Below are 25,651 nucleotides of genomic sequence, written 5' to 3'. Positions count from 1 at the left end.
ATTCGGTTAGAATCTGAGGCTAGCGGCGCGATAGCAAATCGGTTATGCCCCGGATTGCAAATCCGGTTAGACCAGTTCGACTCTGGTTCGCGCCTCCAGAATTTTTGAAGCCAGTATTGAAAGCCCGCTATCGCATCGATAGCGGGCTTTTTTGTTATGGCCGCTTCACGGCAATCCTCCCACCGGGCTGGATGGACGGGGTCGCTTTGTTGGGGGGGGTCGCATGGCAGGCCCGTGCCCGCGTTCACAGGGGCGCGAGCGCACCCACCAGCGAGGGCGTGAAGTCCGCACCGCCCTCGGGCTTGGCCCCATGGGCCCATGCCAGCAGGGCGGCGGGTGGCATGGGGCGCGCGAACAGAAAGCCCTGTAGTTCGTCGCAGTCCATGGCCAGGAGAATGTCGCGCTGTCTCTCGGTCTCCACCCCCTCGGCCACCACGCGCAGGCCCAGGGCGTGGGCCAGGCCCACCACGGCGGCCACCACGGCGCGTGCGTTGTTGCTGTGTTCAAGGTCTCCCACGAAACTGCGGTCGATCTTGAGCTGCCGGGCGGGCAACTGGCTCAGGTAGCGCAGGCTGGAGTAGCCGGTGCCGAAGTCGTCGATGGACAGGTACACGCCGATATCGCCGAGCCCCTCGAAGGTGTGCTGCACGGCCTTGATGTCCTCCATCGCCACCGTCTCGGTGATCTCGCACAGCAACTGCGAAGCGTCCAGGCCATGGTCTTGCAGGATCTGCCCGATGCGCTCGACCAGGCCCTTGTCGCGCAGTTGGTGCACGGACAGGTTCACCGCCACGCGCATGCGCAGGCCGTCGCGGGCCCACTCGGCGGTCTGGCGGCAGGCCTCGTCGATGACCCATTGGCCGAGACGGCCGATGAGGCCTATCCGCTCCGCCAGAGGAATGAACACGAGCGGGCTGACCATGCCGTGGCGCGGGTGGTTCCAGCGCAGCAGGGCCTCGACACCGCTGATCTGGCCCCGCCGCCCGTCGATCTTGGGTTGGTAGTGCAGGGACAGTTGTCCCCGCTCCAGCGCATGGCGCAGATCGCCCTGCAGTGCCAGCTGCTCCGACACGTCGGACACCATGTGGGGCTCGAACAATGCGTAGCAGCTGCCGCCTGCGCGCTTGGCGGCGTACATCGCTGCGTCGGCATTGGCCACGATCTTGTTGCTCTCGCTGTGGCCCGGGTGCACCACGATGCCGATGGAGCAGGAGATCTCGATGCGCCGCCCCGATGCCTCGAAGGGCTGCGACAGCGACGCCAGCACCCTCTGGGCCACGGAGATGCAGGCTTGTTCGTCGGCCACGTCGTTGAGCAGGATCAGGAACTCGTCGCCACCCACGCGGGCCACGGTGTCGCAGTCACGGGCCTCGTCGCGCAGGCGCGATGCCGCCTTGCGGATCACGACATCGCCCACCGCATGCCCGAAAGAGTCGTTGATGGGCTTGAACCCGTCCAGGTCCACGAACAGCACGGCCATGCGTTCGACCACCCCGTCGTGGTTGCTGCGCTCCAGCCGGCGGGTGGCCTGGGCCAGGCGGTCCTCGAACAGCAGGCGGTTGGGCAGCCCCGTCAACGGGTCGGCAAAGGCGCGCTGCTGGAGCTCTTCGTTGGCGGCCTGCAGGCGCGCGTTGCTCTCGTGCATGGAATGCGATGCGCCGCGCGCGGCGCGCTGCAGCCGGGAATCCAGGATGGAAGTGAGCAAGGTGACCACCAGCAGTGCACCCGCAATCATGGCCACAGCCGTCTGCAGGCCGGGCCCGCCGAGCTCGCCGGCCGTCAGGCAGACCGAGCCCGCCGCGAAGCTGGCGGCCGCCATGCCCAGGTAGTGCGTGCCGCAGATCGCCATGGCGAACACGAACGCCGCCGCCAACTGGTAGCCCATGCGCCGGGGCCGCTCCACCCGGCGCAGCAACTTGAAGATGAGCAGTGCCAGCGTGGACGCGAGGAAGGACACCAGCACCGACAGCGCCACCAGCGGCATGTCCCAGGTGACGCCGGGCGACATGCGCATGGCGGCCATGCCCAGGTAGTGCATGGCGGTGATGCCGCCGCCCATCGCCATGGCGCCGAGCAGGATGCGCAGGTTGTCGAGCCGCTTTCGGCTGGCCAGTTCCAGTGCTATGCCGGATGCCGCAACCGCCGCCAGCCAGGACGCGAAGGTCAGCCCCTGCGAGTAGTCGATGGGGATGGGCAGCTCCAGCGCCTGCATGCCCACGAAATGCATGGACCAGATGCCGGTTCCCATGACCAGCGAACCCGCAGCCCACCAGGCCAGGCCGATGCCGCGTTGCGAGGTGCGCACCCTGCGGGCCATGTCAAAGCTCACGTAGGAGGCGAACATGGCCATGGCCAGCGACACCGCCACCAGGAAGAGGTTGTAGCTCGAAGGCATGAACGCTGTCACGAAAGCTTCCGATCCCGATCAAAGGTGCAGAATGGGCCTGGCAGTGGGCAGGCCAGGCGAGCATGGCGCCCTCTCCAGTGCGAACCGTTTGGAACAAAGTTCTGAACACGGCCCGAACGACGGAAAGCGTAACTCTGTCGCATGGAAAAACCGTTAGAAAATGCAAGCTGACCATCTTCCCAGGGGTGTTCGCGCTGCGCTGTAGGTGAAAGGCCCGTCGGGCTGCTGCGGCCGATGGATGGCTGATCGACAATCACGCCATGCAATTCCAGCCCATCCTTGAAGAAATCGTCGAGACAGTGCGCCCTCTGCTGGGCGCACAAGGCCACGTGGCCAACTACATCCCGGCGTTGGCGCGGGTGCCAGCGGCCCAGTTCGGCATCGCGCTGCGCACCTGCGATGGCCAGGAGGCGCAGGCCGGCGACAGCGGTACACGTTTCTCGATCCAGAGCATCTCCAAGCTCTTTGCCCTGACCCTGGGGATGGGGGCCTTGGGCGATGCCCTGTGGGACCGCATCGGCCGCGAACCTTCGGGCAACCCGTTCAATTCTCTGGTGCAGCTCGAGGCCGAGCAGGGGACGCCGCGCAACCCCTTCATCAATGCCGGCGCGATTGCCGTCACCGATCGCCTGGTCAGCCAGGGCGACGCCAAGGCCGCCCTGCTGGAGCTGCTGTCCAGTCTGTGCAACGAGCCGGTGCACTTTGACGAGGAGGTGGCCGCCTCAGAGGCTGCCACCGGCTTTCGCAATATGGCGCTGGGCAACTTCATGAAGAGCTTCGGCAAGATCGACAACGATGTCGCAGCCGTGCTGGATGCCTACTTTCACCACTGCGCGGTGGGCATGAGCTGCCTGCAGCTGGCGCGCGCCACCGGCTACCTGTGCCGCGATGGCCGCCACCCGTTCAGTGGCGAGCAACTGCTGACCGAGCGGCAGACGCGCCGCATCAATTCGCTGATGCTGACCTGCGGCACCTACGACGCGGCCGGAGAATTCGCGTTCCGCATCGGCCTGCCCTGCAAGAGCGGCGTGGGTGGTGGCATCGTGGCGGTGGTTCCTGACCGCCTGAGCCTGTGCGTGTGGTCGCCTGCGCTGGATGCAACCGGGAACTCGCTGCTGGGCATGCACGCGCTGGAACTGTTCACCACCAGGACGGGGCTGTCGGTGTTCTGATGGCGGACCTTCGACGCGGCCGCGCTGCGCAGCAGGCCAGTGAGCATCTCCCGCACGACCGAGGCCCTCGATCCTGCACACTGCACGCCGGTTCCGTAGTAGCATGGAACCGCCGCAGCACCAGCGGCTTCCTCCCCTCGTGACCATCACGAGTTCAAGCCCGCCTCCATACGGGCTTTTTTCCGGGTGGAGCATGGGCGGCTCCAGGTCGATCTGCAGTGCGCTCGCCCTGTGCCGCGCAAGGCAGACGCAAATTTTTTGGCGCTGAGGTTTGCAAGCCCAAAAAATGGTGCTATAATTTGAGTCTTGCTGATGCAGACTGACGGTAACGACAGCAGCACAGTGAAATGCGGGAATAGCTCAGTTGGTAGAGCGCAACCTTGCCAAGGTTGAGGTCGAGAGTTCGAGACTCTTTTCCCGCTCCAGATTCAAAAAGGGAAGCTTAGGCTTCCCTTTTTTCTTGGCGTCGTGCAATGGCCGCTTCCGATGCGGCCATTGTGTGACCGGATGCGACAGGGCATTGCACACCTGCACGGCCCACGCTACGCTGCAACACAGGTCCGTGCCTTGCACGGCCGCCGTGGTCAGCCGGCGCCCCGATGGTGAAATTGGTAGACACTGCGGACTTAAAATCCGCCGCTTTCCTGAAAAGGGGCGTGCCGGTTCGACCCCGGCTCGGGGCACCAGATAACGGTTTGAAGCTATCAATTGCATAGCTGTCTTTTCCGCAATTCTCGAATCATTTCCGCAGGCGCCACGGCCCGTTGTCCTCAGCCGTATCACTCCCCGGCGGTCGGCAGCCATACGCTGGCGACCAGACCCGGGCCGTCCTGCGCAGGCGCCAATTCCAGCCCTCCACCCATCAGCTGCGCATAGCGCGCCACGATGGACAGGCCCAGCCCCGCACCCTGGCCCAGGCGCACGCCTTGATCGCCCTGCGCCCAGCGCTGCAGCAGGCGCCGGGCCAGCGCGGCGTCCACACCAGGGCCGTTGTCGGCCACGCTCAGCACCGCATGCCCGCCGCGCACCTGCAGTGCCACGGTGATGCGCGGCGGGCTGCCGTGCCCGTAGCGCAGCGCGTTGTCCAGCAGGTTGTTCAGGATGCCCTCAATGAGTGCGGCATCTGCGCGCACCTGCACGGTCTGGTCCAGGCCTTCTGCGCCCAGGTCCACGCCCAGGGAGTCTGCGCGCGGCAGGAGGCGCAGCAAGACATCGCGCACCAGGGTGTTGAGCTCCATCGTCTGTAGTGCCAGGGCAATGCCGCCTTCGGCCGCGCGTGCCAGCGCCAGCAACTGGTCCACCGTGCGGCTGGCCCGCTGCTCGGCCTCGGTGATGCCTTGGAGCTCGCTGCGCCAGACGGCGGGGTCGTCCTGCGCCAGCGCGTGGGAGGCCTGCGCGCGGATGCCTGCGAGCGGTGTGCGCAGCTCGTGCGCCACATTGCCGGCGAACTCGCGCTGGGCGTGCAGGCTGTGCTGTACCCGTGCCAGCAGGCCATCCAGGGCCACGCCCAGGCGTTGCACATCGCTGCTGCCCGCCTGCTGCGTCAGCGCCTGGGGCAAGGGCTGCAGGTCGGCCGCGTCGCGCTGGTCCACTGCATCCTGCAGGGCGGTCAGTGGCCGCAGGTCGCGTTCGATGCCGCGCAGCAGCCAGGAGCCCAGCACCACCAGCAGCCACAGCTGGGCCAGGCCTGAATAGACCAGCAGCCTGCGCAGCAGGTGCGTGCGCTCGGCCGTGGTCTGCGCCATGACCACCGTGAAGGAGGGCGTTCCCTGGGTAAGCAAGGTCACGCGGCGCAGCTCCTGCCCCTCGCGCGCGAGCTGCGAAAACGCATGGGTGCTGCCTGGGGCCACCGTGCCTGCCGCCAGCCCATGGTCGCCAGCGATGAAGCTGCCGTCGGGCCCGTACACCGCAAACCACACCGTCTCGCTCTGGTCGAAACGCAGCAGGTCCACCTCGCGGGGCGTCAGGTCCAGCCGCAGCGCTGCGGCGCCCTGGCCGCTGCGGTCTTTGATGCCACCGCCGTGCACCAGCGCCGCCAGCGCATGGGCGTCGTCCAGCAGGGCGCGGTCAAAGGCCTGCGCCACGAAGTGGTTGCCCACGCCCAGCACCACGGCGCTGCCCAGCCCCCAGATCAGCAGCAACGACAGCAGCACGCGGCGCCCGATGCGCTGGCGCAGCGCGGGCGGGCGCTGGCTATGCGGGGCCAGTGGCATCGTCCTCCAGCACGTAGCCCAGCCCGCGCAAGGTGCGTATGGCGGCGCCGCTGCCCGCAATCTTGCGCCGCAGGCGCGAGAAGGATGCCTCCAGTGCGTTGTCGCCCACCACCTCGCCCGCATCCGACAGGCGCGCGGAAAGGTCGCCCTTGCTCAGCACGCGGCCAGGGGGCGTCATCAGCTCCCACAGCAGATCGAACTCGCGCGCAGGCAGCTCCAGCGGCTGCCCGGCCACGCTCACGCGGCGCGCCTGCCGGTCCAGCGCCAGCCGGCCCACGGAGACCAAGTCGGCCGTGCCGCTGGCGCGCCGCAGCAGGGCGCGCAGGCGGGCCTCGACCTCTTTCAGTTCGTAGGGCTTGCCCAGGTAGTCGTCGGCCCCGGCGTCCAGCCCGGCGATGCGTTCCTCGGTGCTGTCGCGTGCGCTGAGCACCAGCACGGGGGTGCGGTCACCGCGCGCGCGGGCGCTGCGCAGGGCGGTGAGCCCGCTGCCCAGGCCACTGCGGGCGTGCGCCGCATGGGGCAGGTTCAGGTCCAGCAGCACGGCATCGAAGGCCTGCACGGCCCACCAGTGCTGGGCGTCTTCCACGGTGTGGGCCAGCTCGACGCGGTGGCCCGCGTTCTCGAGGCCCCGGGCCATGGTGCGGCTCAGCACGGGGTCGTCTTCCACCAGGAGGAGGCGCATAGGAGGAGGGGCTACGTGGAATTACGCATGGCCGGGATCAGCCTGCGATCAGGTTCGATGGAGATAGTCCTCACCAGCATACCCCAGCCCTGTGCGGCATCGACAGGCCATCTGGGGTATCCCAAAAATCTTCATGGAGACAAATTTCATGGTCAACCGCAATATGGTCCGGGGCTTTGCCCTCATGGCCCTGGCGCTGGGCTTCGGCCTGCCGTCGATGGGTTACTCGCTGGGCCAGCTCAGCCGTGCCGGCCCGGGGCTGTTCCCGTTCATCGTCAGCTGCATGCTGTTCGCCATCGGGGTCATCACCGTGGTGCGCGCGCGCCTGGTGGCGCCGGTGCCGATTGATTTCCAGGTGCGCAACATCGCCATCATCCTGGGCAGCCTGTGCGGCTTTGCGGCCCTGTCGCACTTCGTGAACATGATTGCGGGCATCGTCTTCCTGGTGTTCTGCTCGGGGTTTGCCGGCACGTCGTACTCGGTGGTGCGCAACCTCAAGATCGCCGCGGTGCTGGTCGGCATCGCCTTCATGTTCCAGAAGCTTCTGGGCGTCAACCTGCCGCTGTACTGAGGTCGCCATGGACGTTCTACACAACCTCGCGTTCGGCTTCAGCCACGCACTGACACTGCAGAACCTGATGTTCTGCGCCCTGGGCTGCACCGTGGGCACCCTGGTGGGCCTGTTGCCAGGCCTGGGCCCGCTGGCCACCATCAGCCTGCTGCTGCCGCTGACCTATTCCATCGACACGACCGGCGCGCTGATCATGCTGGCCGGCATCTACTACGGAGCGCAGTACGGCGACAGCGTGAGCGCCATCACCATGAAGATCCCGCACGCCAGCTCCATCGTGGCGTGCATCGACGGGTACCAGATGACCTTGAAGGGCAAGACGGGCCTGGCGCTGTTCACTGCGGGGGTCTCCAGCTTCATCGGCGGCACGGTGGCCATTGTGGTGCTGGCATTCCTGGCCCCCAGCCTGGGCGAAGTGGCCTTTCTGTTTGGCCCTGCAGACTACTGTGCGCTGATGCTGGTCGGCTTCGTGTGCGTGAGCTTCGTCACCACCGGCAGCTTGCTCAATGGCTTGGCCATGTGCATGGTGGGCGTGCTGCTGGGCTCGATCGGCACCGACGTCAACAGCGGCCTGGCGCGCTTCACCTTCGACATGCCCTTCCTGGCAGACGGCGTGGGCATCGTGAGCATTGCGCTCGGCTGCTTCGGCATTGCCGAGATCACCAAGAACCTGGATGCGCGCGAAGAGCGCTCGCCGTTCAACGGCAAGATCAAGCTGATGCCCACCTGGCCCGAGTTCAAGCGCATCATCCCCAGCGCCCTGCGCGGCAGCGTGGTGGGCTCCATCCTGGGCATTCTGCCCGGCGGCGGGCCGGTGATTGCACAGTTTGCGGCCTATGCGCTGGACAAGAAGGTCAGCAAGTACCGCCACGAGATCGGTACCGGCTGCATCGAGGGCGTGGCCGGCCAGGCCGCTGCCGACGAGGCCGCCGCGCGCACCAGCTTCATCCCGCTGATGAGCATCGGCATCCCCGAGAACGCCGTGATGGCACTGATGATGGCCGCCTTCATCATCAAGGGTATCCAGCCCGGCCCGAACATGATCGCCGGCCACCCCGAGCTCTTCTGGGGCCTGGTGGCCAGCATGTGGGTTGGCAATTGCTTTTTGCTGATCCTGAACGTGCCGCTGGTGCGCTACTGGCTGTCGGTGTTCAAGATCCCGTACAACGTGCTGTTCCCGGCCATCCTGTTCTTTTGCTGCATCGGCACCTACAGCATCAACAACAACCTGGACGACGTGTTCATTACCGTGGCCTTCGGCGCCCTGGGCTACCTCTTCATGCGGCTGGCGATGGACCCTTCACCGCTGATGCTGGGCTTCATCCTGGGCCCCATGCTGGAGGAGAACTTCCGCCGTTCCATGCTGCTGTCGCGCGGCAGCTTCGATGTGTTCGTGAGCCGCCCGATCAGCGGCACGCTGCTGGGCCTCATCGCTGCTTTCATCTTATGGCAGACGGTGGCTTTCTTCCGTCAGCGCGGCGCCAATGCCAAGCCGTTGGTTATAGAGCCAGCGGTCACCTGAGCTTCAACCCGCGCTTGGTGAAGGCAAGGGCTGGCCGCCATGTGGCCAGCCCTTGCTTTTCGCGTCTTGTGGATGATGGCGTTCGGTCACTTCGCGCTCCGAGTTTTCATGCGGATTTGCATTCAATCGGATAGCCAGGCGGGGAGCCGCAGACAGTGCTTTCGCACGGCAAGGCGACCGAATGACTTTATACGTTTGAAGGCAAAGCCGCATTAGTGGCGAGAAACAGCTGTTTCCAGCAATCCCATCGCTTTGTGCACGGCCCCCATCCGTTTGCTTTGGGCGTGGGCTGCTTGCACGATGTCGCCCATGGCATTCGAGGCGTGCGTGGCCGATGCCTGAATGACATCCATGATGCTGCCTGTGGCCTGCACATGGGCGTCGCCATCGCGCACCCGCTGGGACGATGCCGCAATCAAGGTCTTGATCTCCTGGGCAGCGCCAGCGCTTCTCTGGGCCAGGCCGCGGACCTCGTTGGCCACCACAGCGAAGCCTCTTCCCTGATCTCCGGCACGTGCGGCTTCCACCGCCGCATTGAGTGCCAGCAGGTTGGTCTGGAATGCAATGCCATCTATCAAGCCGACGATCTCTGCAATGCGCTGCGAGTCACTGCGTATGGCACCCATCGTCTCCACTGCGTCGGCGGTGGCGCTGGTTCCAGCGTGGGCCACCTGCAGCATTTTCTGGGTTTGCTGGTGCGCTTCATTGGCCTTGCTGGCGCTCTCGGACACCAGTGCATTGAGCTGCTCGAACGCGATCTGCAGGGTATGGGTGGCTTCGAAGCGCGCCGTGATGTCGGTCGCGTACTTGACGACCTTGAACGGCCGGCCCGTGCTGTCCATGACCGGGTTGTAGCTCGCTTCGATCCATACCGATTGCCCGTTCTTGCCCACCCGCTGGAATTGGCCTGAATGGACATTGCCAGAACCAAGGCGGTGCCAGAAGGCCAGGTAGTCGGACGTATTGCGCTGTTCTGGGGGCACGAATATGCGATGGTGCTGCCCTACGATCTCGCGCTCGTCCCGATACCCCATGGCGTCGAGAAAGTTGCGGTTGGCTCGCATGATTATCCCGTCCAGTCCGAACTCGATGACGGCCTGTGCACGGTTGATTGCCATCAACTGGCTTTGTGCTTCGGCATCTCCCAGTGCCTGTGCGGTGATGTCCATCGCGTACTTCACGACCTTGAGGACCGTGCCGTCCTCGCGCACCACGGGGCTGTAGTTGGCTTGCAGCCAAATGTCGCGGCCATCACCGCGCAGGCGCCGGCAGCGGCCAATGAAAGCCTCGCCCCGCTTGAGCTTCTTCCAGAAGTCCGAATACTCGGCGGATTGCGCTTCCTGGGGATCCACAAAAATCCGGTGGGGCTGGCCGGCAATGTCTTTCAATGCATAGCCCATCGCGTGCAGGAAATTGTCGTTTGCGGCCAGGATCACGCCCTCGGGAGTGAATTCGATGACAGCTTGATTCCCGTACAAGGCGCGGAGCTGGCGCCGCATCATGCGGCTGCCAAAGACGGTTCGCAAGAACCCCGAGGGAATGGACTTTCTCATGGAAACACCTGGTTGCACTTCTGGAGGCGATAGAGTATTTGCGCGGTTGCATCTTCTTTGTAGTCAATTGCGCCGTCTGGCTGCACGCTTTTGTCGGTAGTCGCGCCTTTGCGCCAACACTACGATCGGATGGGTCTGCCCCATTGATGGCGTGCAGCTTGTGGCGTGTGCCCCCTGCGCCGGGCTATGTGCAATGGCTTCTGCGCCACGCCATCCAAATGGCCTTGGCGCCATGAGAAAATAGCGCTATCGTGGGGCTGAAAGGCTGCACCAGCGCCGACAAGGCTCCATCTTTCCCCCCTTCCAGGGCAAGCCAGCAGGCATGAGGCTTGCCGACCCCGGTTACGGGCACTATTACGATCCAGTCATGTCAAGTTACAACGCACCCTTCGAAATCCACGTCCACGGCCAGGTCCAACTGCGCGCCGATGCCAGCTTCGACCAGATCCAGGAGGCCTTGAAGCCCTTGTGGAAGTACGCTGGCGCGCGTTCGCTGGCCGATGGCGCCGCCAGTGCCTATGAAGAAGAGCCGGGCATCAAGTTCGACGCGCAGGAGCATTTGCTGCAGATGTGCTGGACCGTGCGCGGCGATGAGGACTTCCGCCAGTCGCTGGATGAGATGTGCATGAGTCTCAACGAGCTGTCCGAGCTGGGCGCTGCCATCGAGGTCACCTTCTACGACGCCGACTTCGATGAAGACGAAGACGGCGAAGAGGGCGCCGAGTCGCGCGACGACTTCCTGATGCTCTTCGTGGGCCCCACGCCGGCCGCCATCATGCAGGTGCAGCGCGACCTGCTGGTGCAGGATGTGGTGAACATGATGGAACGCCATTTCGACGGCGCCGAGCTGGGTGGTGTGGTGGCCGAGATCGACAAGCTGTTCAGCCAGCGCTTCGATGCCCTGGTGAACTCGCTGGAGATCGGCAAGCCCCCGCGCGGCCCCGGTGGCGGCGGTTCGGGCGGCAGCGGCCATGGTGGCGGCGGGCGCCGTCCGCGCCACCTGCACTGATCCTTCGGTTCCCCAGCATCAGTCTCCCAACGGCCCTTCAGGGAAGTGGGGAGCGTGACGCATGACGACGACCGCCCCGGCGCTGCTGCCCTACCTGCAGTCCTACCCCGCCCCCTTGCAGCAGCAGGCCCGCGACCTGCTCGCCCAGGGCCGGCTGGGTGTGGCACTGCTCAAGAAGTACCCCGAGGCCCATGCCGTGCGCAGCGACAAGGCGCTGTACGACTATGCGCAGGAGCTGAAAAGCCGCCACCTGCGCAATGCGGGCACCATCAACAAAGTTATCTTCGACAACAAGATCCACGTGGTGCGGCATGCCCTGGGGCTGCACACCACCGTGTCACGGGTGCAGGGCAATCGCCTCGCCACCAAACATGAAATCCGCATCGCCGCGATGTTCAAGCAAGGGCCCGATGAATTCTTGCGCATGATCGTCGTGCACGAACTCGCGCACCTGCGCGAGAAGGACCACGGCAAGGCCTTCTACCAGCTGTGCCAGCACATGGAGCCGCAGTACCACCAGTACGAGTTCGATCTGCGCCTGTACCTCACGCATGTCGAGCACTCGGGCGAGCGGCTGTGGGGTGGGGCGCCTGCGTAACGATGTGGGCGAAACCGAGGGGGTGAGTTGCCGAGCGCTGGCGGGGCTCATACGGATTTGCATTTGATCGTATAGCTAGGCGGGAGCCGCAGACAGTGCTGTAGCACGGTAAGGCGAACCAACGACGCTATACGGTTAAAGGCAAATCCGTATCAGTTCATCCCCACTTGCAGCGCTCCTGGGCCGGCACGGGCTCGGGCGCGGGTTTGTCACTCTCGCGGTTGAAGTCGAAGCCGGTGATCACCACCAGGCGGCGGTAGACCGGCGAACCATTGGCCATGGGCCTGGCCGGTGGTGTGCCGAACGGGGCCGAGGCATGCACCAGCTTGAGCATGTGCTCGTCCAGTGCCTTGTCCTGCGATGGCTGCAGCACGTCTGCCTGGATCACCGAGCCGTCGTTGGCCAGGGTGACGCCCACCACGCCCTGGCCGTACAGCTTGCGCCCGTCATGGCTCGGAAAATGGCGTGTGCCGCAGTCTTCGATGCGCATCTTCATGCGCTCGTAGTAGGTCTTCATGGGCGCGCTCATCTTCGCGCTGGGTGATATGTACAAATCCCGGGGAAGGTTGGCGCGGCCTTCGATCTCCGCGATGCGGGCGCGCAGCCGCTGCTTGCGCACGGTCTCCGGCATCTCCGCCAACTGGCGCTTGAGGTCCTGGATCATGGCGCGCTGGGCTTTTTCAAGCTCCGCGATCTGTTCGGCCTGCGCCAGGGCCGGTGGCGAGGGGGCGGCAGGAGGGGCCGTCTGCGCCACGGCGCCGGCCACTGCGAGCAGCGGCACAAGGGTCATGAGCAGTCGTGCTCGCAGGAAGATGGTCATGCCGGGTCGGTCGTCAAAAAGCGCCAAAAAAAGCCAACGCGCCTATGCTGCGCTGTGTTCGGTGGTGTCAGATGCAATCGCCACCGTCTGGCAGCAGTCGGCGGGCAGGTTCAGCCAGCGCTGTGCCGCCGCCTGCAACTGGGGCAGGCCGCCGGTGGTGAAGAGCTGCGCCTGCGGCGCCCCGGAGGCGGCGGCTGCCAGCAGGCCGGCGCTTTCCAGCAGCCGCCGTGTCTGGCGCGCCACGGGCTCGCCGGTCTCGATGAAGCGCACCTCGGGGCCCACCAGCGTGCGCAGGTCGCGCTCGGCAAAGATGTAGTGCGTGCAGCCCAGCACCAGGGTGTCGATGGCACCGGCGCCGGTGCCGAAGGCGCCCATGGCGTCGATATAGCGTTCGCACAGTTCCCAGGTCTCGGTGCCCTGGGGGCTGGCGGGCACCGGCTTGTCCACGCTGCGTTCGATGGCATGGGCCAGGCCGTCGCAGGGCTGCACCACGAACTCTGCCTGGCCCTGCAGGCTGGCCAGCAGCTTGCCGAACTTGGCGCTGGTCAAGGTGCCGCGCGTGCCGATCACGCCCACGCGCCCGGTCTGCGTCACGGCCAGGGCGGGCTTGACGGCTGGCTCCAGCCCCACCAGCGGCAGCGCCGGGTAGCGGCTGCGCACCTCGTGGATGGCCGCCGCCGTGGCCGTGTTGCAGGCCACCACCAGTGCCTTGATGCCATGCTGCTCCAGCAGGTGGCGCGTGATGGCGTGTGTGCGTGCGCCCACATAGGCATCGCCGCGCTCGCCATAGGGGGCATGCGCGCTGTCGGCCAGGTAGACGAAGCGCTCGTGCGGCAGCTCAGCGCGCAAGGCCCGCAGCACGCTGAGGCCGCCCACGCCGCTGTCAAAGACGCCGATGGGCTGGGAATTTGGGGAAGTCATGGCGGGCAGGGACGGGGCAGGCCGTGGAAAAGAAAAGCGTGCCGAGCAATGTAACTCCACCACGCCTGCTGCGCTCGGGCACCGGTATGAAAACCTGTTGCCTGCCAAGAAAAATCCCCCGGCCGTGCCTGATGCACTGCCGAGGGATCGTGGTCTTGGCCGGGCTCTTCAGCCGGCGCCGTCAGCCGGTCAGGCCGCTGCTACCTCGATACCGCGAAACTCGCCGGTGGCAATGCGCTTTTGCCACTCCGCCGGCCCCGTGATGTGGGCACTCGTCCCCCCCGCATCCACCGCCACCGTCACCGGCATGTCCACCACATCGAATTCGTAGATGGCTTCCATGCCCAGGTCCGCAAAGCCCAGCACCTTGGCGGTCTTGATGGCCTTGCTCACCAGGTAGGCAGCGCCGCCCACGGCCATCAGGTAGGCGCTCTGGTGCTTCTTGATCGCCTCGATGGCCACCGGGCCGCGCTCGGACTTGCCGATCATGGCGATCAGGCCGGTCTCGGCCAGCATCATCTCAGTAAAGCCATCCATGCGCGTGGCGGTGGTCGGGCCGGCGGGGCCCACGGCCTCGTCACGCACCGGGTCCACCGGGCCCACGTAGTAGATCACGCGGTTGGTGAAGTCCACGGGCAGCTTCTCGCCCTTGGCCAGCATGTCCTTGATGCGCTTGTGCGCGGCATCGCGGCCGGTGAGCATCTTGCCATTGAGCAACAGGGTGTCGCCGGGCTTCCAGCTGGCCACTTCTTCCTTGGTCAGGGTATCGAGGTTGACCTTCTTGCTCTTGTTGTAGTCGGGCGCCCAGTTCACGTTGGGCCACAGGTCCAGCGAGGGCGGGGTCATGTACACCGGGCCCGAGCCATCCATCACGAAGTGCGCATGGCGCGTGGCAGCGCAGTTGGGGATCATCGCCACGGGCTTGCTGGCCGCGTGCGTGGGGTACATCTTGATCTTCACGTCCAGCACCGTGGTCAGGCCGCCCAGGCCCTGCGCGCCGATGCCCAGGGCGTTGACCCTGTGGTACAGCTCCAGGCGCATCTCCTCGACCTTGTCGAGCTTCTCGCCGCGCGAGGACTTGGCCTGCAGCTCGTACATGTCGAGATCGTCCATCAGGCTTTCCTTGGCCAAGAGCACCGCCTTCTCGGCCGTGCCGCCGATTCCGATCCCCAGCATGCCCGGCGGGCACCAGCCGGCGCCCATGGTGGGCACGGTCTTGAGCACCCAGTCGATGACGCTGTCGCCGGGGTTGAGCATGATCATCTTGCTTTTGTTCTCGCTGCCGCCGCCCTTGGCCGCGACGGTGATGTCCAGGCTGCTGCCGGGCACAATCTGCGCGAAGATCACCGCAGGCGTGTTGTCCTTGGTGTTCTTGCGGTCGAACTCGGGGTCGGCCACCACGCTGGCGCGCAGGGTGTTGTCGGGGTGGTTGTAGCCACGGCGCACGCCTTCGTTGATGGCGTCTTCCAGACCGCCGGGGAAGCCTTCCCAGCGCACGTCCATGCCGACCTTCAAAAACACGTTGACGATGCCGGTGTCCTGGCAGATGGGGCGCTGGCCGGTGGCGCTCATCTTGCTGTTGGTCAGGATCTGGGCGATGGCATCCTTGGCCGCGGCGCTCTGCTCGCGCTCGTAGGCGCGCGCCAGGTGGGCGATGTAGTCGCTGGGGTGGTAGTAGGAGATGTACTGCAGCGCAGCAGCAACGGACTCGACGAGATCGTCGTACTTGATCGTGGTGGTCATCGTGTTTCTGTCGTGGGCGGAACGGGTGCGTGTCTGTGCACGCTGTGGCTGCTGCCTGAGGCGGCGCCGGGCACAATTATCCCATCCGCGTGCTGACAGGGGGCTGGCGTTGGGAATGGGCGCTCTGTTCTCGGCCCTGCACGGGTCTGCGAGGACACGCATGCGTCGATGCGATCCTCCATGAGCTACCTGCATGTCACGCCAACGGCAGCAACAGAGAAAGATGCTGTGCCTTGAAAAAGCCAAGCTCAGGCGCGACAAAAACCGCGAGGCGTCAGATGCAAAGGTGGGTAGGATGCTCAGCCACACCAACAATTCGGAGGGCAGATTTTGAAATTCATTCTTCTTTCAGCGCTTCTGTTGCTGGGCCAAACGGCGTCAGCGGAAACGGTGCAAGTCAAATACAACGGTGCGGTCTCCCTGGATGCGTTTGCCTGTTCGGATGTGAAAGAGGGCAGCGACGTGAAGCGCATTTGCTACGACAAGGCAGAGCGCTACATGCTCATCCAGTTGAAGTCCACCTATTACCAATATTGCTCGATTGACGCCACGACGGTCCAGAACCTGCAGAGCGCAAGCTCAAAGCGCGAGTTCTTCGAGACCCGCATTCGCGGCTCGGGGTCAGACGGTCCTTTCGGCTGCCGAACCCACCCATTGCCGAAAAAGTACAAGGGCTAGGAGCCTGTCGGACTTGGAGCGTCTAAAGCGAAAATCGGCCCCAGCGAGGAAATTTTTGCCGGATTTGCAGCCCCATAGCCAGCTATGGGGCAAAAAGGCGGTGAAAATGGACTGCTACTGCCGATTTGCAGCCGACGATTTCCAAGTCCCTCAGGGTTCTAGGGGAAATTAAGAAAATCCGCATTCGGGCGGTTTTTTTTGCCCTTAATAATAAGGAAACCCCGGGGGGCACCTCTCCGAGGACCCATGCGCGATTACTAAGCGCTAGCTGCGAGGTATTTAGCCAATCTGTCCTTCGTTACAGTGAACTTGTAGCGTGCCTCCTTGCAGGACCCGTTCGGCGGTCTCAGCGAAGCCACTGAAGAAAATAAACTGAGCGAGCATTTCGTCGAACTTCTGGACCTTCTCCATGTGGAAGTTGCCGTGGAACCCGTCTACGAACTCTTGCACGAAGATGTTCGCGTCCTTGTTGGTGGGTGAAGATCTGCGAATCGCCGCGCGATGTGCTGGCGATGTGCGTGAGTCAGTAGGGGATGTGGTGGCCGTGTCGCGTTCGATAACCAGGGCGAGGGGTAAGGATGTGCCCGGCGAGACATGGCAGTAGTAGTCCTTTGGCACTCGCTGACTTGGCTGTAGATCATTGCCGTTCTTGTCGCAGCCTGAGACCGCCAGAGCCTCAGGAAGGGTCAGGGATTGGTGGCGGACGCACTTACCGCCGAAGTCGTCGTAGTGGTAGTCGCGACGGGACCTTGAGGCGCATGTGCGCGAGCTCCTGCACTGAGAACTCCATTCACGACGCTCGGGATGATGCTCGGCTCGCGGGCCACAGCAATGCCGATGCAGAGAGCCAGGATGGTGAAGGGAAGCATGAGAAGTGCCAGGCCGCCCAGGGACCACCCTGGGTGATGCTTGCTGCTGCCGATAGCCTTCAAACAAGCGGAAACTTTGTCTTGGGTAGGCGGCTGAGTCGGCAGTGTGTTCGTTGGGAGCATGGTGTGAACCTCCATGCTCGAATTTTATGTGGAGCGGGACAATCGGCCAGAGTTGTGTACCGCCGAAACGGTTGCAACCCGCCAAGGTTGGCAGAGTTTTGGGCGTCTTTCTTCTAGGTGTTCCTCCAGGAAGCATTCCCGTAGGTCTCGCAGTGGTGGTCCTTGAGCAGGTCATTGCCAAATAAAGATGTCTGAATTTGCCATCGGGGGTATGTTTTCCGCCGCTTTCCTCTATTTGGCGGTTCTTGACCGCAACTTCGCGGCTTTCGTGATGGGGGTTGGCCGTTACCCAGTCGTACCCCCCCCTCTTCATTTGTCCTTGCTGGTATTTCTACTTGGAAGTCGTTAGCAAAAAAATCTTGATATCAATGCGGTAACGTTGGATGTCTTTCCAGTGCCATGTGGTCGAACGTGCTATTTGATGGGATGCGCCATTCCTCTGCTTTGCCGCCCGCAAATAGTGTGTAGAAAACTTTTCTGCGGGTTTTGCGTTTTACTACGATGTCTAGAGTTATCGCCATTTTATTTCTCCTGGGGCGGTGTTATTTTGCCGCTCCAGGTATTTGCGGCAAAAGTCAAATAATATGCAGATATGAGCGGAAAACAGTCATTTTCCCCGGCCTCTTCAAGGAAGAATCGCACTGCTCGCGGGCTGGCCGGGCACATTCCTGTGGGCATGGATGCGACCACGACCTTCATGGAGTTCCACCGGGCAGGCAAGATCCGCGTGCTGGCCGTGTCGGGCAGCCGCCGAGCCGCCAGCCAGCCCGACGTGCGCACGTTTGCGGAGCCGGGTTTTCAGACCTAGTGGCCACCTCGGGCTACGTGGTCTACGCGCGTGCGGACACACCGCCTGCCGCCATCGCCCAGTGGAACCAGGCGCTGCGCAAGGTTCTGGCCCTCGAAGAAGTCCGGACCAAGCTGCTCCATGCGGGCTACGACACGGTGCCAGGGTCCGAGCTGGCGCAAGTGGTCGCTGCCACGGAGCGGGCGGCTGCGCGCTGGCTGCCGGTCATCCGCAAATCAGGGTTCAAGGGCGATTGAGTGGGTTGGGCCACTTGGTGGCGGCGGCCGGTTCCCGGTGACACTACCGGACATGAACTTCCCCGCCACCGAACTCGCGTTTCTGGGCCGCGTGCTGGCCGAGGCCGCTCGCACCGAAATCATGCCCCGCTTCGCGCGCCTGTCCGCGGTGGACCGCCGGCAGAAGACCTCGGCCTTCGACATCGTGACGGATGCCGATGAAGCCGCCGAGTCCGCCATCCTGTCCGCCCTGCGCGCACGGCACGGTAGCGGCGCGGTCTACATCGGCGAGGAATCCGCCGGGCGCGATCCTTCGCTGCTCGCCACCATCGCTACGGCCGACCTGGCCTTCATCATCGACCCGCTGGACGGCACAAAGAACTTCGCCTCCGCGCTGCCGCTGTTCGGCGTGATGGCGGCCGTGACCGTGGCGGGGGAGGTGGTCGCCGCGGCCATTCACGACCCCGTGCGCGCGGATACGGCCTTTGCCATCAAGGGCGGCGGCGCGTGGATGGAATCGGCAGGCGGCGAGCGCACGGTGCTGCAGGTGGCGCCGCCCGTGCCGGTGGGCGAGATGGAATGCGTGGTGGGCACCAACTTTTTGCCGGAGCCGCTGCGCACAGAGGTCAACTCCCGGCTGTCGCGCCTGGGCATGAGCACCTGGTTTCGCTGCGCGGCGCACGAGTACCGGCTGGCGGCGGCTGGCCATGTGCACGCCCTGTTCTACAACCGGCTCATGCCCTGGGACCATGCCGCCGGCTGGCTGCTGCACCGCGAGGCGGGCGGGTATGCGGGCCACTTCGATGGCAGTGGCTACCTGGCGTCCCACACCACGGGCGGGCTGGTCTGCGCGCCTGACCGGCGCAGCTTCGACGCGGTGCGCGAGGCCTTGCTGGCATAGCCTCCTGGCGGGGCGGGATCAGGCGGGCTCGTCCTCGGTACCGGGCTCTTCGCTGTCTTCTTCGGGGTACATGTCGGCATCCACGTCCACCAGGGGCTCTGCGGGCAGGTCGCCGTCCGTGTCGTCTGCGGATGCGAGGGATTCCATGTGGTCGGGCAGGATGTCGCGCGCTTCGCGGTGCAGGCCGGGCTCCACGCTGGCGCGCTCGCCGGTGCCGTAGCGGTCGGTGTCCATCTCGGGGTCGGCGCTGTAGACGCCAGCGCTGTCGCTGCCCGAGTCGGACGCATCGCTGGGGCCCATGCTGTCATTGCCGGTGGCGCTGTGGGTGGGCGGGAGGTTGTCGGCGTCGATGCCGAGCAGGCTGCTGTTGGCCATGGAAGTCTCCGATCTGGCTGGGTGCGCACCGGTCAACGGGAGTCGGCACGGCAATGGCGGTGCGGCCACTGTGGTGCCATGGTGCGCGCGCCCTGCGCTGCGCGGTGTAAGAACATGCCGACGATTGCTACCGATGGTCACGGGGACCGCTGCGCTGGGCTTTTTGTCAGCTGCCGCGCTCTTACAAACTTCCGATCACGGACGGCGTGAAGTCCACGGCACCGTCCGGCTTTTCGCCCTGCGACCAGGCCAGGAGCGAATCCGCCGGCATGGGGCGTGCAAAGAAGAAGCCTTGCAGTTCATCGCAGTCCATGGCCAGCAGGATGTCGCGCTGGCCGATGGTTTCCACGCCCTCGGCCACCACGCGCAGGCCCAGCGCGTGCGCCAGGCTCACCACGGCGCTGACCACGGCGCGGGCGTCCTCGCTGTCTTCCAAGTCGTTGACGAAGCTGCGGTCGATCTTGAGCTGCTGCGCGGGCAGTTGGCGCAGGTAGTTGAGGCTGGAGTAGCCGGTGCCGAAATCATCGATGGACAAAAACACGCCAATGCGTGCCAGCCCGTCGAAGGTGCGCTGCGTGGCCTTGATGTCCTCCATGGCCACCGACTCGGTGATCTCGCACAGCAGCTGCGAGGCATCCAGGCCGTGGAACTGCAGCGCATGCTCGATACGCTCGGCCAGGCCGCTTTCGCGCAACTGGTGCACCGACAGGTTGATGGCCACGCGCATGCGCATGCCGCTGCGGGCCCATTCGGCCGTCTGGCGGCAGGCCTCGTTGATGACCCAGGCGCCCAGGCGTCCGATCAGGCCAAAGCGCTCGGCCAGGGTGATGAACACCATGGGGGGCACCATGCCGTGCTTGGGGTGGCTCCAGCGCAGCAGGGCTTCCACGCCGCTGATCTGGCCGCGCGTGCCGTCGATCTTGGGCTGGTAGTGCAGGGCCAGCTCGCCCCGGTCCAGCGCCTGGCGCAGGTCGTTCAGCAGCTCCAGTTGTTCCGATGCGTCCGAGCCCATGTGGGGCTCGAACAGCGCGTAGCAGCCACCGCCTGCGCGCTTGGCGGCGTACATGGCCGCATCGGCGTTGGCCACCAGCTTGTTGCGATCGCCATGGTCGGGGTGCACCACGATGCCGATGGAGCAGGCGATCTGCACCTTCTTGCCAGACACCTCGAAGGGCCGTGACAGCGATTCGAGCACGCGGTTGGCCATGCTGACGCAGGCGGCCACGTCGGTCACATCTTCCAGCAGGATCAGGAACTCGTCTCCGCCCACGCGGGCCACCGTGTCGCTCTCGCGCGCCTCCTGGCGCAGCCGGTCCGCTGCGCTGCGCAGAATCACGTCGCCGGCCGCATGGCCGAAGGAGTCGTTGATGGGCTTGAAGCCGTCGAGGTCCACGAACAGCACGGCCAGCCGGTCTTCCACGCGGTGGTGATTCGTGCGGTCCAGGCGCAGCAGGGCGTGGATGAGGCGGTCCTCGAACAGCAGGCGATTGGGCAGGCCGGTGAGGGCGTCGGCAAAGGCGCGCTGCTGCAGTTCGTCGTTGGCGGCCTGCAGGCGGGTGTTGCTCTCCTGCAGCGACTGGGTGAGCTGCTGCGCCGTGTTCTGCAGCCGTGCGTCCAGGATGGAGGTGAACAGCGTGCTCACCAGCAGCATGCCTGTGGCGATGAGCACCATCGCCGTGAGGCCCGGGCCACCGAGCTCGCCGGCGCTCAGGCACACGGCGCCCACCGCAAAGCGGGCCGCTGCCATGCCGGTGTAGTGCATGCCGCAGATGGCCACTGCCATCACGAACGAGGCGGCCAACTGGTAGCCCACGCGCTGGCTGGGCCGCACGCGGCGCAGCAGCTTGAAGATGAGCAGCGCCGAGGCCGAGGCCAGCACCGCGATCAGCACCGACAGGACGACGACCCGGTAGTCCCAGACGATGCCGGGGTTCATGTCCATGGCCGCCATGCCGATGTAGTGCATGCCGCTGATGCCGGCGCCCATCACCAGGGCACCCAGTGCGAGCTGGGTGTTGCCGAAGTTCTCGCGGCTGGCCAGCTCCAGCGCCACGCCCGATGCCGCCACGGCCGCCAGCCAGGACAGCAGGGTGGCCCCGCCGGAAAAACCGATCTCGATGGGCAGCTTGAACGCCTGCATGCCCAGGAAGTGCATGGACCAGATGCCCGTGCCCATGACGATGGAGCCCGCCGCCCACCAGGCCAGGCCCACGCTGCGCTGCGCCGTGCGCACCCGCCGCGCCAGGTCCAGCGTGACGTAGGAGGCCAGCATGGCAATGGCAAAGGAGGCTGCCACCACGAACAGGTTGTAGCTGAAAGGCATGAACGTGTTCATGGAATGGAGCAGGAGAAAAAGGCGGTTGTGGATAGGCAGGTTGCGCCAGCACCGGCGCGCCGTCAAGAGGGCCTGCCTGTGCGGGGGGGGCGGAGCCTGTTCACGGTCATTCTCAGCGGCGCGCGCAGGCCGCAGCCACGCCCGATTGCAGGCCCCAGGGGCCAACCAGGGCATGCATGCCCAGCGCAAGAAGGGGAGGGGCGGCGGTGCTGCTCCAGCTGCCGGTTGGTGGCATCTGCAGCGCCGCTGCCTGGGGTCCATGGGGGCTTGGTGCGCCCAGAACGGTACCGAAAAAGACCGTGAACAGGTTCTTTCTGGGCAAAGTGTACCAATTTGTAGCGAAAATTGTTGAGGTGTGGGCTCTAGGCTTTCACGGCAGCGCGGGCTTTCAGGCCATGTGCCACGGGGTGGGAGTGGCGGCACAATCCAATGAGGGTGCGCGTGCCATCCGGCGGTCCGATTTCCCTGACTCTGGGTCATGTCTCTGGGTTGGTAAATGAGAATTGTTCGGTTTTGCCTTATGCTCCCGAGCGCGCCGGGTTCCCCCTGGCAGCCCTTTTTTCGGCCCGCCGCTGCCGCAGCGGGCCGTGCTGACCGTTGTTTACCCTGGAGTACCGTTTTCCATGACCTCCCGTACCGAACGCGACACCTTTGGCCCCATTGAGGTGCCGGCCGACAAGCTGTGGGGCGCGCAGACGCAGCGCTCGCTGCAGAACTTCGACATCTCGGGCGAGCAGCAGCCGCGCGAGATCATCAAGGCGCTGGCCCAGGTCAAGCGCGCCTCGGCCGTGGTGAACCAGGCCCTGGGCCTGCAGGACGCCAAGAAGACCGACGCCATCGTCGCCGCCGCCGATGAAGTCATCGCAGGCAAGCACCCTGGCGAGTTCCCGCTGGTGGTGTGGCAGACGGGCTCGGGCACCCAAACCAACATGAACGTCAACGAGGTGCTGGCCAACCGCGCCAGCGAGATTCTGGGCGGCGAGCGCGGCGAAGGCCGCCTGGTACACCCCAACGACGACGTGAACCGCAGCCAGTCGAGCAACGACGTGTTCCCCACGGCCATGCACGTGGCCGCCGTGGAAGCCCTTACCCACAAGCTCTTGCCCGCCATCGCCAAGCTGCGCGCCACGCTGGACAAGAAGGCCAGGGATTTCGACGGCATCGTCAAGATCGGCCGCACCCACCTGCAGGACGCCACCCCGCTCACGCTGGGCCAGGAGTTCTCGGGCTACGTGGCCCAGCTCGACCATGGCGAGCGCCACGTGCGCGCCGCGCTGCCCCACCTGTACGAGCTGGCCCTGGGCGGCACGGCGGTGGGCACGGGCCTGAACGCCCCCAAGGGCTACGCCGAGCAGTCGGCCGCCGAACTCGCGCGCCTCACGGGCCTGCCCTTCGTCACCGCGCCCAACAAGTTCGAGGCCCTGGCTTCGGTGGATGGCCTGGTGCATGCCCATGGTGCCCTCAAGACCCTGGCCGCCAGCATGATGAAGATCGCCAACGACGTGCGCTGGCTGGCCAGCGGCCCGCGCAGCGGCATCGGCGAGCTCAGCATCCCCGAGAACGAGCCCGGCTCGTCCATCATGCCCGGCAAGGTCAACCCCACGCAGAGCGAGGCCGTGACCATGCTGGCCGCACAGGTGTTCGGCAACGACGTGGCCATCAATTTCGGCGGCGCCTCGGGCAACTTCGAGCTCAACGTGTTCCGCCCGATGGTGGCGCACAACTTTCTGCAGAGCGTGCGCCTCTTGGCCGACGGCATGGTCAGCTTCAACGACCAGTGCGCCGTGGGCATCGAGCCCAACCGCGAGCGCATCACCGAGCTGGTGGACCGCTCGCTGATGCTGGTGACGGCGCTCAACACCCACATCGGCTACGACAAGGCCGCTTTCATTGCCAAGAAGGCGCACAAGGAAGGCACCAGCCTGCGCGAAGCCGCTGTGGCCTCGGGCCATGTGACGGGCGAGCAGTTCGACCAGTGGGTGGTGCCGGGCAACATGGTCGGCCGCTGAGCGCAGCAGGGGCAGCAGGGGGCGCTCGATCCTGGCGCCCGCTGCGCTGGACGCTCACGCGCCGCCCACTGGCTCGCCCGACGCCAGCGACTCCTGCTGCGCCAGCGCTTCGAGCTGCGCGAGGTTGTGCACCACGATGTCGCGCTGGTGGATGCCGATGATGCCCTCGCGCTCCATCCACTTGAGCTCCATGTTGATGCGCTGGCGCGAGCCGCCCAGCAACTGCGCCAGTTCGTCCTGCACCAGCGACAGGCCGATGGCACCGCGTGTGCCGGGCACGGCGGCGCGCTCGCCGAAGCGGCGCAGCATGTGCAACAGCTGCTTGGCCAGCCGCGCGCGCAGGGGCAGGGTGGCCATGTCTTCCATCATCCAATACAGGTAGCGCATGCGCCGCGCCTGCAGGGTGAGCAGGGCTTCTCCGAACTGCGGGTGCTCGCGCAGCAGCTGGCGGAACACCGCTTCGGCCACGCTCAGCACCGTGGTGGGGCCGTGGGCGTGGGCATCGTAGGTGTTGGCGCCCTGGTGCAGCACCTCGGCCTCGCCGACCCAGATGCCTGGCTCCACATAGGCCAGGGTGACCTGCTTGCCCGAGGGCGTGGTGCGCCTAAAGCGGATGGCTCCACTGGCGCAGGTGAACCAGTCCGTTGCCAGCTTGCCCTGCTCGACGATCATCTTGCCGTGCGCGTAGCGCGTGACGCGGCCCAGGCGCAGGATGTCGTGCCTGAGCGAGGGCGTGAGCGCCGCGAACCAGCGGCCGCGGTTGATGGCGTCGCGCTCTTCCAGGCTCAGGAAGGGGCGCTGCTGCGCGTTGCGGTCCGCGCCGTTGCTCAGGGATTCCAGCATGGTGATGGGCTGCTCGTGGGGGCGATGTCGATGGAGGTGCCGATGGCGGCAGGAGGGACCGCTGTTTATGCCGCGCCGCAGCAATTTTAGCCACCCACCACCCCAACCGAGGCCCGGCGCGGCACCTTGGCGACACGGACTCAGGCTTTTGCCGCCGCCTTGCCGCGCGGCCTGTGCAGAAAGGCCAGCAGCCGCCGCTCCGCCGCGCTCAGCCCCCGGGGCGATGCCGCGCCGCCGATGCGCTCCCACACCGACTGCATGCCCGGCCCCGCATCGGACGCCAGGCGCGAGCCCAGCTCCAGCACCGCCGGGTGCACGTACGACTTCTTGCACACGGCGGGCGTGTTGCCCAGCTGGCGCGCCACCTCGGCCAGGATGTCCTTGGCGCTGTAGGCCTGTGGCCCCGCCGGGCCCGCGCACGCCAGGCGCGTGAGTTCCAGCGCCTGCACCGTGCCGTGCCAGGTGCGGAAGTCCTTGGCGGTAAAGCGCATGGCGTCGGCGCCGGCCTGGTCGGCACCGGTGATCTCGGCCAGGTAGTCGTTCACGTCGCCCGAGCCCACCGCGCGGGGCTGGCCGTCGTCGCCTTCGTACTGGAACAGCTCCTGCCCGGGCAGTTGCTGGCAGCGGCGCACCACACGGGCCACGCGCGGGTCGTCCAGGGCGGCCTGCTGCGGCACGCCGCTCTTGCCTCTGAAGCTCAGTGTGAGCTTGCTGCCGTGCAGCTTGGCGTGCCGTGTGCGCAGCGTGGTCAGGCCGAAGGAGTTGTTGCTGCTGGCGTACTCCTCATTGCCCACGCGCACGTAGGTGGTGTCCAGCAGGCGCACCAGCGTCGCCAGCACCAGGGTGCGCGAGAGAGACTTGCCGCGCATGCCTTCCTTCAGGTCTCGCGCCACGCGCGCACGGATGCGCGGCAGCGCGCGGCCAAAGGCCTGCATGCGGTCGAACTTGTGCTCGTCGCGCTGCAGCCGCCAGTCGGGGTGGTAGCGGTACTGCAGCCGGCCGCGCGCGTCCAGCCCCGTGGCCTGCAGGTGGCCATTTGGCAGCGGGCAGATCCACACGCTGGTGTAGGCCGGGGGGATCGCCAGTTGGTTGATGCGCGCCACCTCGCCGGGGTCCACCACCCACTGCCCGTCGGGGCTGCGGTAGCGAAAGGCCTTGCCGCGCCTCACGCGCGTGAGGCCTGGCATCTCGGTGCTGACATAGCGCAGGCCGCCGTGCAGGCGGGGGCGGGAGGAGGCGGTCTTGCGTGGGGAGGAGGCGGGCGAAGGCATGCCCCGATCACAC

At 65.6% G+C, this 25,651-nt stretch carries 22 protein-coding genes and 3 tRNA genes; 13 read left to right on the top strand and 12 right to left on the bottom strand.

Annotated features, from left to right (window positions below; all coding sequences use genetic code 11):
* Positions 1 to 24: 24 nt before the first annotated feature.
* Positions 25 to 98, top strand: a tRNA-Cys gene (locus ACSQ9E_RS19065).
* Between the two features lie 146 nt (positions 99 to 244).
* Here ACSQ9E_RS19065 and ACSQ9E_RS19060 read toward each other — a convergent pair.
* The gene (locus ACSQ9E_RS19060; protein WP_436220238.1) at positions 245 to 2,395 is read right to left on the bottom strand and encodes a putative bifunctional diguanylate cyclase/phosphodiesterase; all 2,151 of its coding nucleotides are present in this window, start codon (positions 2,393 to 2,395) and stop codon (positions 245 to 247) included.
* Between the two features lie 272 nt (positions 2,396 to 2,667).
* Between ACSQ9E_RS19060 and ACSQ9E_RS19055 the strand changes: the two genes are divergently transcribed.
* The 3 genes from ACSQ9E_RS19055 (at position 2,668) to ACSQ9E_RS19045 (ending at position 4,265) form a co-directional block, all read left to right on the top strand.
* Positions 2,668 to 3,579, top strand: coding sequence for a glutaminase (locus ACSQ9E_RS19055; RefSeq protein WP_428001832.1), 912 nt, complete (start codon positions 2,668 to 2,670; stop codon positions 3,577 to 3,579).
* 349 nt (positions 3,580 to 3,928) lie between these two features.
* A tRNA-Gly gene (locus ACSQ9E_RS19050) sits at positions 3,929 to 4,004 on the top strand.
* Positions 4,005 to 4,172: 168 nt separating this feature from the next.
* Positions 4,173 to 4,265, top strand: a tRNA-Leu gene (locus ACSQ9E_RS19045).
* Positions 4,266 to 4,358: 93 nt separating this feature from the next.
* On the opposite strand, the gene ACSQ9E_RS19040 is transcribed toward ACSQ9E_RS19045, so the two are convergent.
* Together ACSQ9E_RS19040 and ACSQ9E_RS19035 are read right to left on the bottom strand one after the other, a co-directional pair.
* Positions 4,359 to 5,792 (bottom strand): sensor histidine kinase, encoded by a 1,434-nt coding sequence (locus ACSQ9E_RS19040; protein WP_436218841.1) that lies wholly within the window; start codon positions 5,790 to 5,792, stop codon positions 4,359 to 4,361.
* Positions 5,773 to 6,474 carry a response regulator transcription factor gene (locus ACSQ9E_RS19035; protein WP_057200947.1) on the bottom strand — a complete coding sequence of 234 codons (702 nt, stop codon included), beginning with the start codon at positions 6,472 to 6,474 and terminating at the stop codon, positions 5,773 to 5,775. Before ACSQ9E_RS19035 ends, ACSQ9E_RS19040 begins: the two co-directional genes overlap by 20 nt.
* 148 nt (positions 6,475 to 6,622) lie before the next feature.
* On the opposite strand from ACSQ9E_RS19035, the gene ACSQ9E_RS19030 reads away from it, so the two are divergent.
* Positions 6,623 to 7,045, top strand: coding sequence for a tripartite tricarboxylate transporter TctB family protein (locus ACSQ9E_RS19030; RefSeq protein WP_436218840.1), 423 nt, complete (start codon positions 6,623 to 6,625; stop codon positions 7,043 to 7,045).
* Between the two features lie 7 nt (positions 7,046 to 7,052).
* Positions 7,053 to 8,567 carry a tripartite tricarboxylate transporter permease gene (locus tag ACSQ9E_RS19025; protein WP_428001779.1) on the top strand — a complete coding sequence of 505 codons (1,515 nt, stop codon included), beginning with the start codon at positions 7,053 to 7,055 and terminating at the stop codon, positions 8,565 to 8,567.
* A gap of 212 nt (positions 8,568 to 8,779) precedes the next feature.
* Here ACSQ9E_RS19025 and ACSQ9E_RS19020 read toward each other — a convergent pair whose 3' ends face one another.
* Positions 8,780 to 10,120 (bottom strand): methyl-accepting chemotaxis protein, encoded by a 1,341-nt coding sequence (locus tag ACSQ9E_RS19020; protein WP_436218839.1) that lies wholly within the window; start codon positions 10,118 to 10,120, stop codon positions 8,780 to 8,782.
* A 367-nt stretch (positions 10,121 to 10,487) separates the two neighbouring features.
* Here ACSQ9E_RS19020 and ACSQ9E_RS19015 point away from each other — a divergent pair, with 367 nt between their 5' ends.
* Positions 10,488 to 11,129: a DUF6806 family protein gene (locus tag ACSQ9E_RS19015; protein ID WP_057200943.1), complete on the top strand. Its 642-nt coding sequence runs from the start codon at positions 10,488 to 10,490 to the stop codon at positions 11,127 to 11,129.
* A 61-nt stretch (positions 11,130 to 11,190) separates the two neighbouring features.
* Positions 11,191 to 11,727, top strand: a complete 537-nt coding sequence (locus ACSQ9E_RS19010; RefSeq protein ID WP_057263987.1) for a M48 metallopeptidase family protein — start codon at positions 11,191 to 11,193, stop codon at positions 11,725 to 11,727.
* A gap of 157 nt (positions 11,728 to 11,884) precedes the next feature.
* Here ACSQ9E_RS19010 and ACSQ9E_RS19005 read toward each other — a convergent pair whose 3' ends face one another.
* From ACSQ9E_RS19005 to ACSQ9E_RS18995, 3 genes are all read right to left on the bottom strand, one after another.
* Entirely contained in the window at positions 11,885 to 12,547 is a 663-nt protein-coding gene (locus ACSQ9E_RS19005) for a TonB family protein (RefSeq protein WP_436218838.1), read from the bottom strand.
* 42 nt (positions 12,548 to 12,589) lie between these two features.
* The gene (murI, locus tag ACSQ9E_RS19000) at positions 12,590 to 13,468 is read right to left on the bottom strand and encodes a glutamate racemase (protein ID WP_436218837.1); all 879 of its coding nucleotides are present in this window, start codon (positions 13,466 to 13,468) and stop codon (positions 12,590 to 12,592) included.
* A 189-nt stretch (positions 13,469 to 13,657) separates the two neighbouring features.
* On the bottom strand, positions 13,658 to 15,211 hold the full coding sequence (locus ACSQ9E_RS18995; protein ID WP_179679283.1) for a fumarate hydratase: 1,554 nt from the start codon (positions 15,209 to 15,211) through the stop codon (positions 13,658 to 13,660).
* Positions 15,212 to 15,541: 330 nt separating this feature from the next.
* Here ACSQ9E_RS18995 and ACSQ9E_RS18990 point away from each other — a divergent pair, with 330 nt between their 5' ends.
* Positions 15,542 to 15,889: a KTSC domain-containing protein gene (locus ACSQ9E_RS18990; protein WP_436218836.1), complete on the top strand. Its 348-nt coding sequence runs from the start codon at positions 15,542 to 15,544 to the stop codon at positions 15,887 to 15,889.
* A gap of 279 nt (positions 15,890 to 16,168) precedes the next feature.
* Here the strand turns inward: ACSQ9E_RS18990 and ACSQ9E_RS18985 are convergent, their stop codons facing one another.
* Positions 16,169 to 16,507, bottom strand: coding sequence for a hypothetical protein (locus ACSQ9E_RS18985; protein WP_436218835.1), 339 nt, complete (start codon positions 16,505 to 16,507; stop codon positions 16,169 to 16,171).
* 1,050 nt (positions 16,508 to 17,557) lie between these two features.
* On the opposite strand from ACSQ9E_RS18985, the gene ACSQ9E_RS18980 reads away from it, so the two are divergent.
* The 3 genes from ACSQ9E_RS18980 to ACSQ9E_RS18970 are packed head-to-tail and all read left to right on the top strand — an operon-like array spanning position 17,558 to position 18,805.
* Positions 17,558 to 17,689, top strand: coding sequence for a hypothetical protein (locus ACSQ9E_RS18980; RefSeq protein ID WP_436218834.1), 132 nt, complete (start codon positions 17,558 to 17,560; stop codon positions 17,687 to 17,689).
* Complete coding sequence (locus ACSQ9E_RS18975; RefSeq protein WP_436218833.1) at positions 17,689 to 17,925, top strand: hypothetical protein; 237 nt, start codon at positions 17,689 to 17,691, stop codon at positions 17,923 to 17,925. Before ACSQ9E_RS18980 ends, ACSQ9E_RS18975 begins: the two co-directional genes overlap by 1 nt.
* Positions 17,926 to 17,977: 52 nt before the next feature.
* Positions 17,978 to 18,805: an inositol monophosphatase family protein gene (locus tag ACSQ9E_RS18970; RefSeq protein ID WP_436218832.1), complete on the top strand. Its 828-nt coding sequence runs from the start codon at positions 17,978 to 17,980 to the stop codon at positions 18,803 to 18,805.
* A gap of 18 nt (positions 18,806 to 18,823) precedes the next feature.
* On the opposite strand, the gene ACSQ9E_RS18965 is transcribed toward ACSQ9E_RS18970, so the two are convergent.
* Together ACSQ9E_RS18965 and ACSQ9E_RS18960 are read right to left on the bottom strand one after the other, a co-directional pair.
* The gene (locus tag ACSQ9E_RS18965) at positions 18,824 to 19,180 is read right to left on the bottom strand and encodes a hypothetical protein (protein WP_057206499.1); all 357 of its coding nucleotides are present in this window, start codon (positions 19,178 to 19,180) and stop codon (positions 18,824 to 18,826) included.
* Between the two features lie 181 nt (positions 19,181 to 19,361).
* The gene (locus ACSQ9E_RS18960; RefSeq protein WP_436218831.1) at positions 19,362 to 21,515 is read right to left on the bottom strand and encodes a putative bifunctional diguanylate cyclase/phosphodiesterase; all 2,154 of its coding nucleotides are present in this window, start codon (positions 21,513 to 21,515) and stop codon (positions 19,362 to 19,364) included.
* Between the two features lie 623 nt (positions 21,516 to 22,138).
* Here ACSQ9E_RS18960 and fumC point away from each other — a divergent pair.
* Complete coding sequence (gene fumC, locus ACSQ9E_RS18955) at positions 22,139 to 23,524, top strand: class II fumarate hydratase (RefSeq protein WP_436218830.1); 1,386 nt, start codon at positions 22,139 to 22,141, stop codon at positions 23,522 to 23,524.
* A 54-nt stretch (positions 23,525 to 23,578) separates the two neighbouring features.
* On the opposite strand, the gene ACSQ9E_RS18950 is transcribed toward fumC, so the two are convergent.
* Positions 23,579 to 24,367, bottom strand: coding sequence for a Crp/Fnr family transcriptional regulator (locus tag ACSQ9E_RS18950; RefSeq protein WP_436218829.1), 789 nt, complete (start codon positions 24,365 to 24,367; stop codon positions 23,579 to 23,581).
* Positions 24,368 to 24,507: 140 nt separating this feature from the next.
* On the bottom strand, positions 24,508 to 25,638 hold the full coding sequence (locus ACSQ9E_RS18945) for a DNA topoisomerase IB (RefSeq protein ID WP_057206494.1): 1,131 nt from the start codon (positions 25,636 to 25,638) through the stop codon (positions 24,508 to 24,510).
* Positions 25,639 to 25,651 lie beyond the last annotated feature (13 nt).

The sequence above is a fragment of the Acidovorax sp. LjRoot118 genome, assembly GCF_964253575.1.
GTDB lineage: Bacteria > Pseudomonadota > Gammaproteobacteria > Burkholderiales > Burkholderiaceae_C > Acidovorax.
Note: the sequence above shows the minus strand (reverse complement) of the source record. Positions and strands in the feature narration are given on the sequence as shown.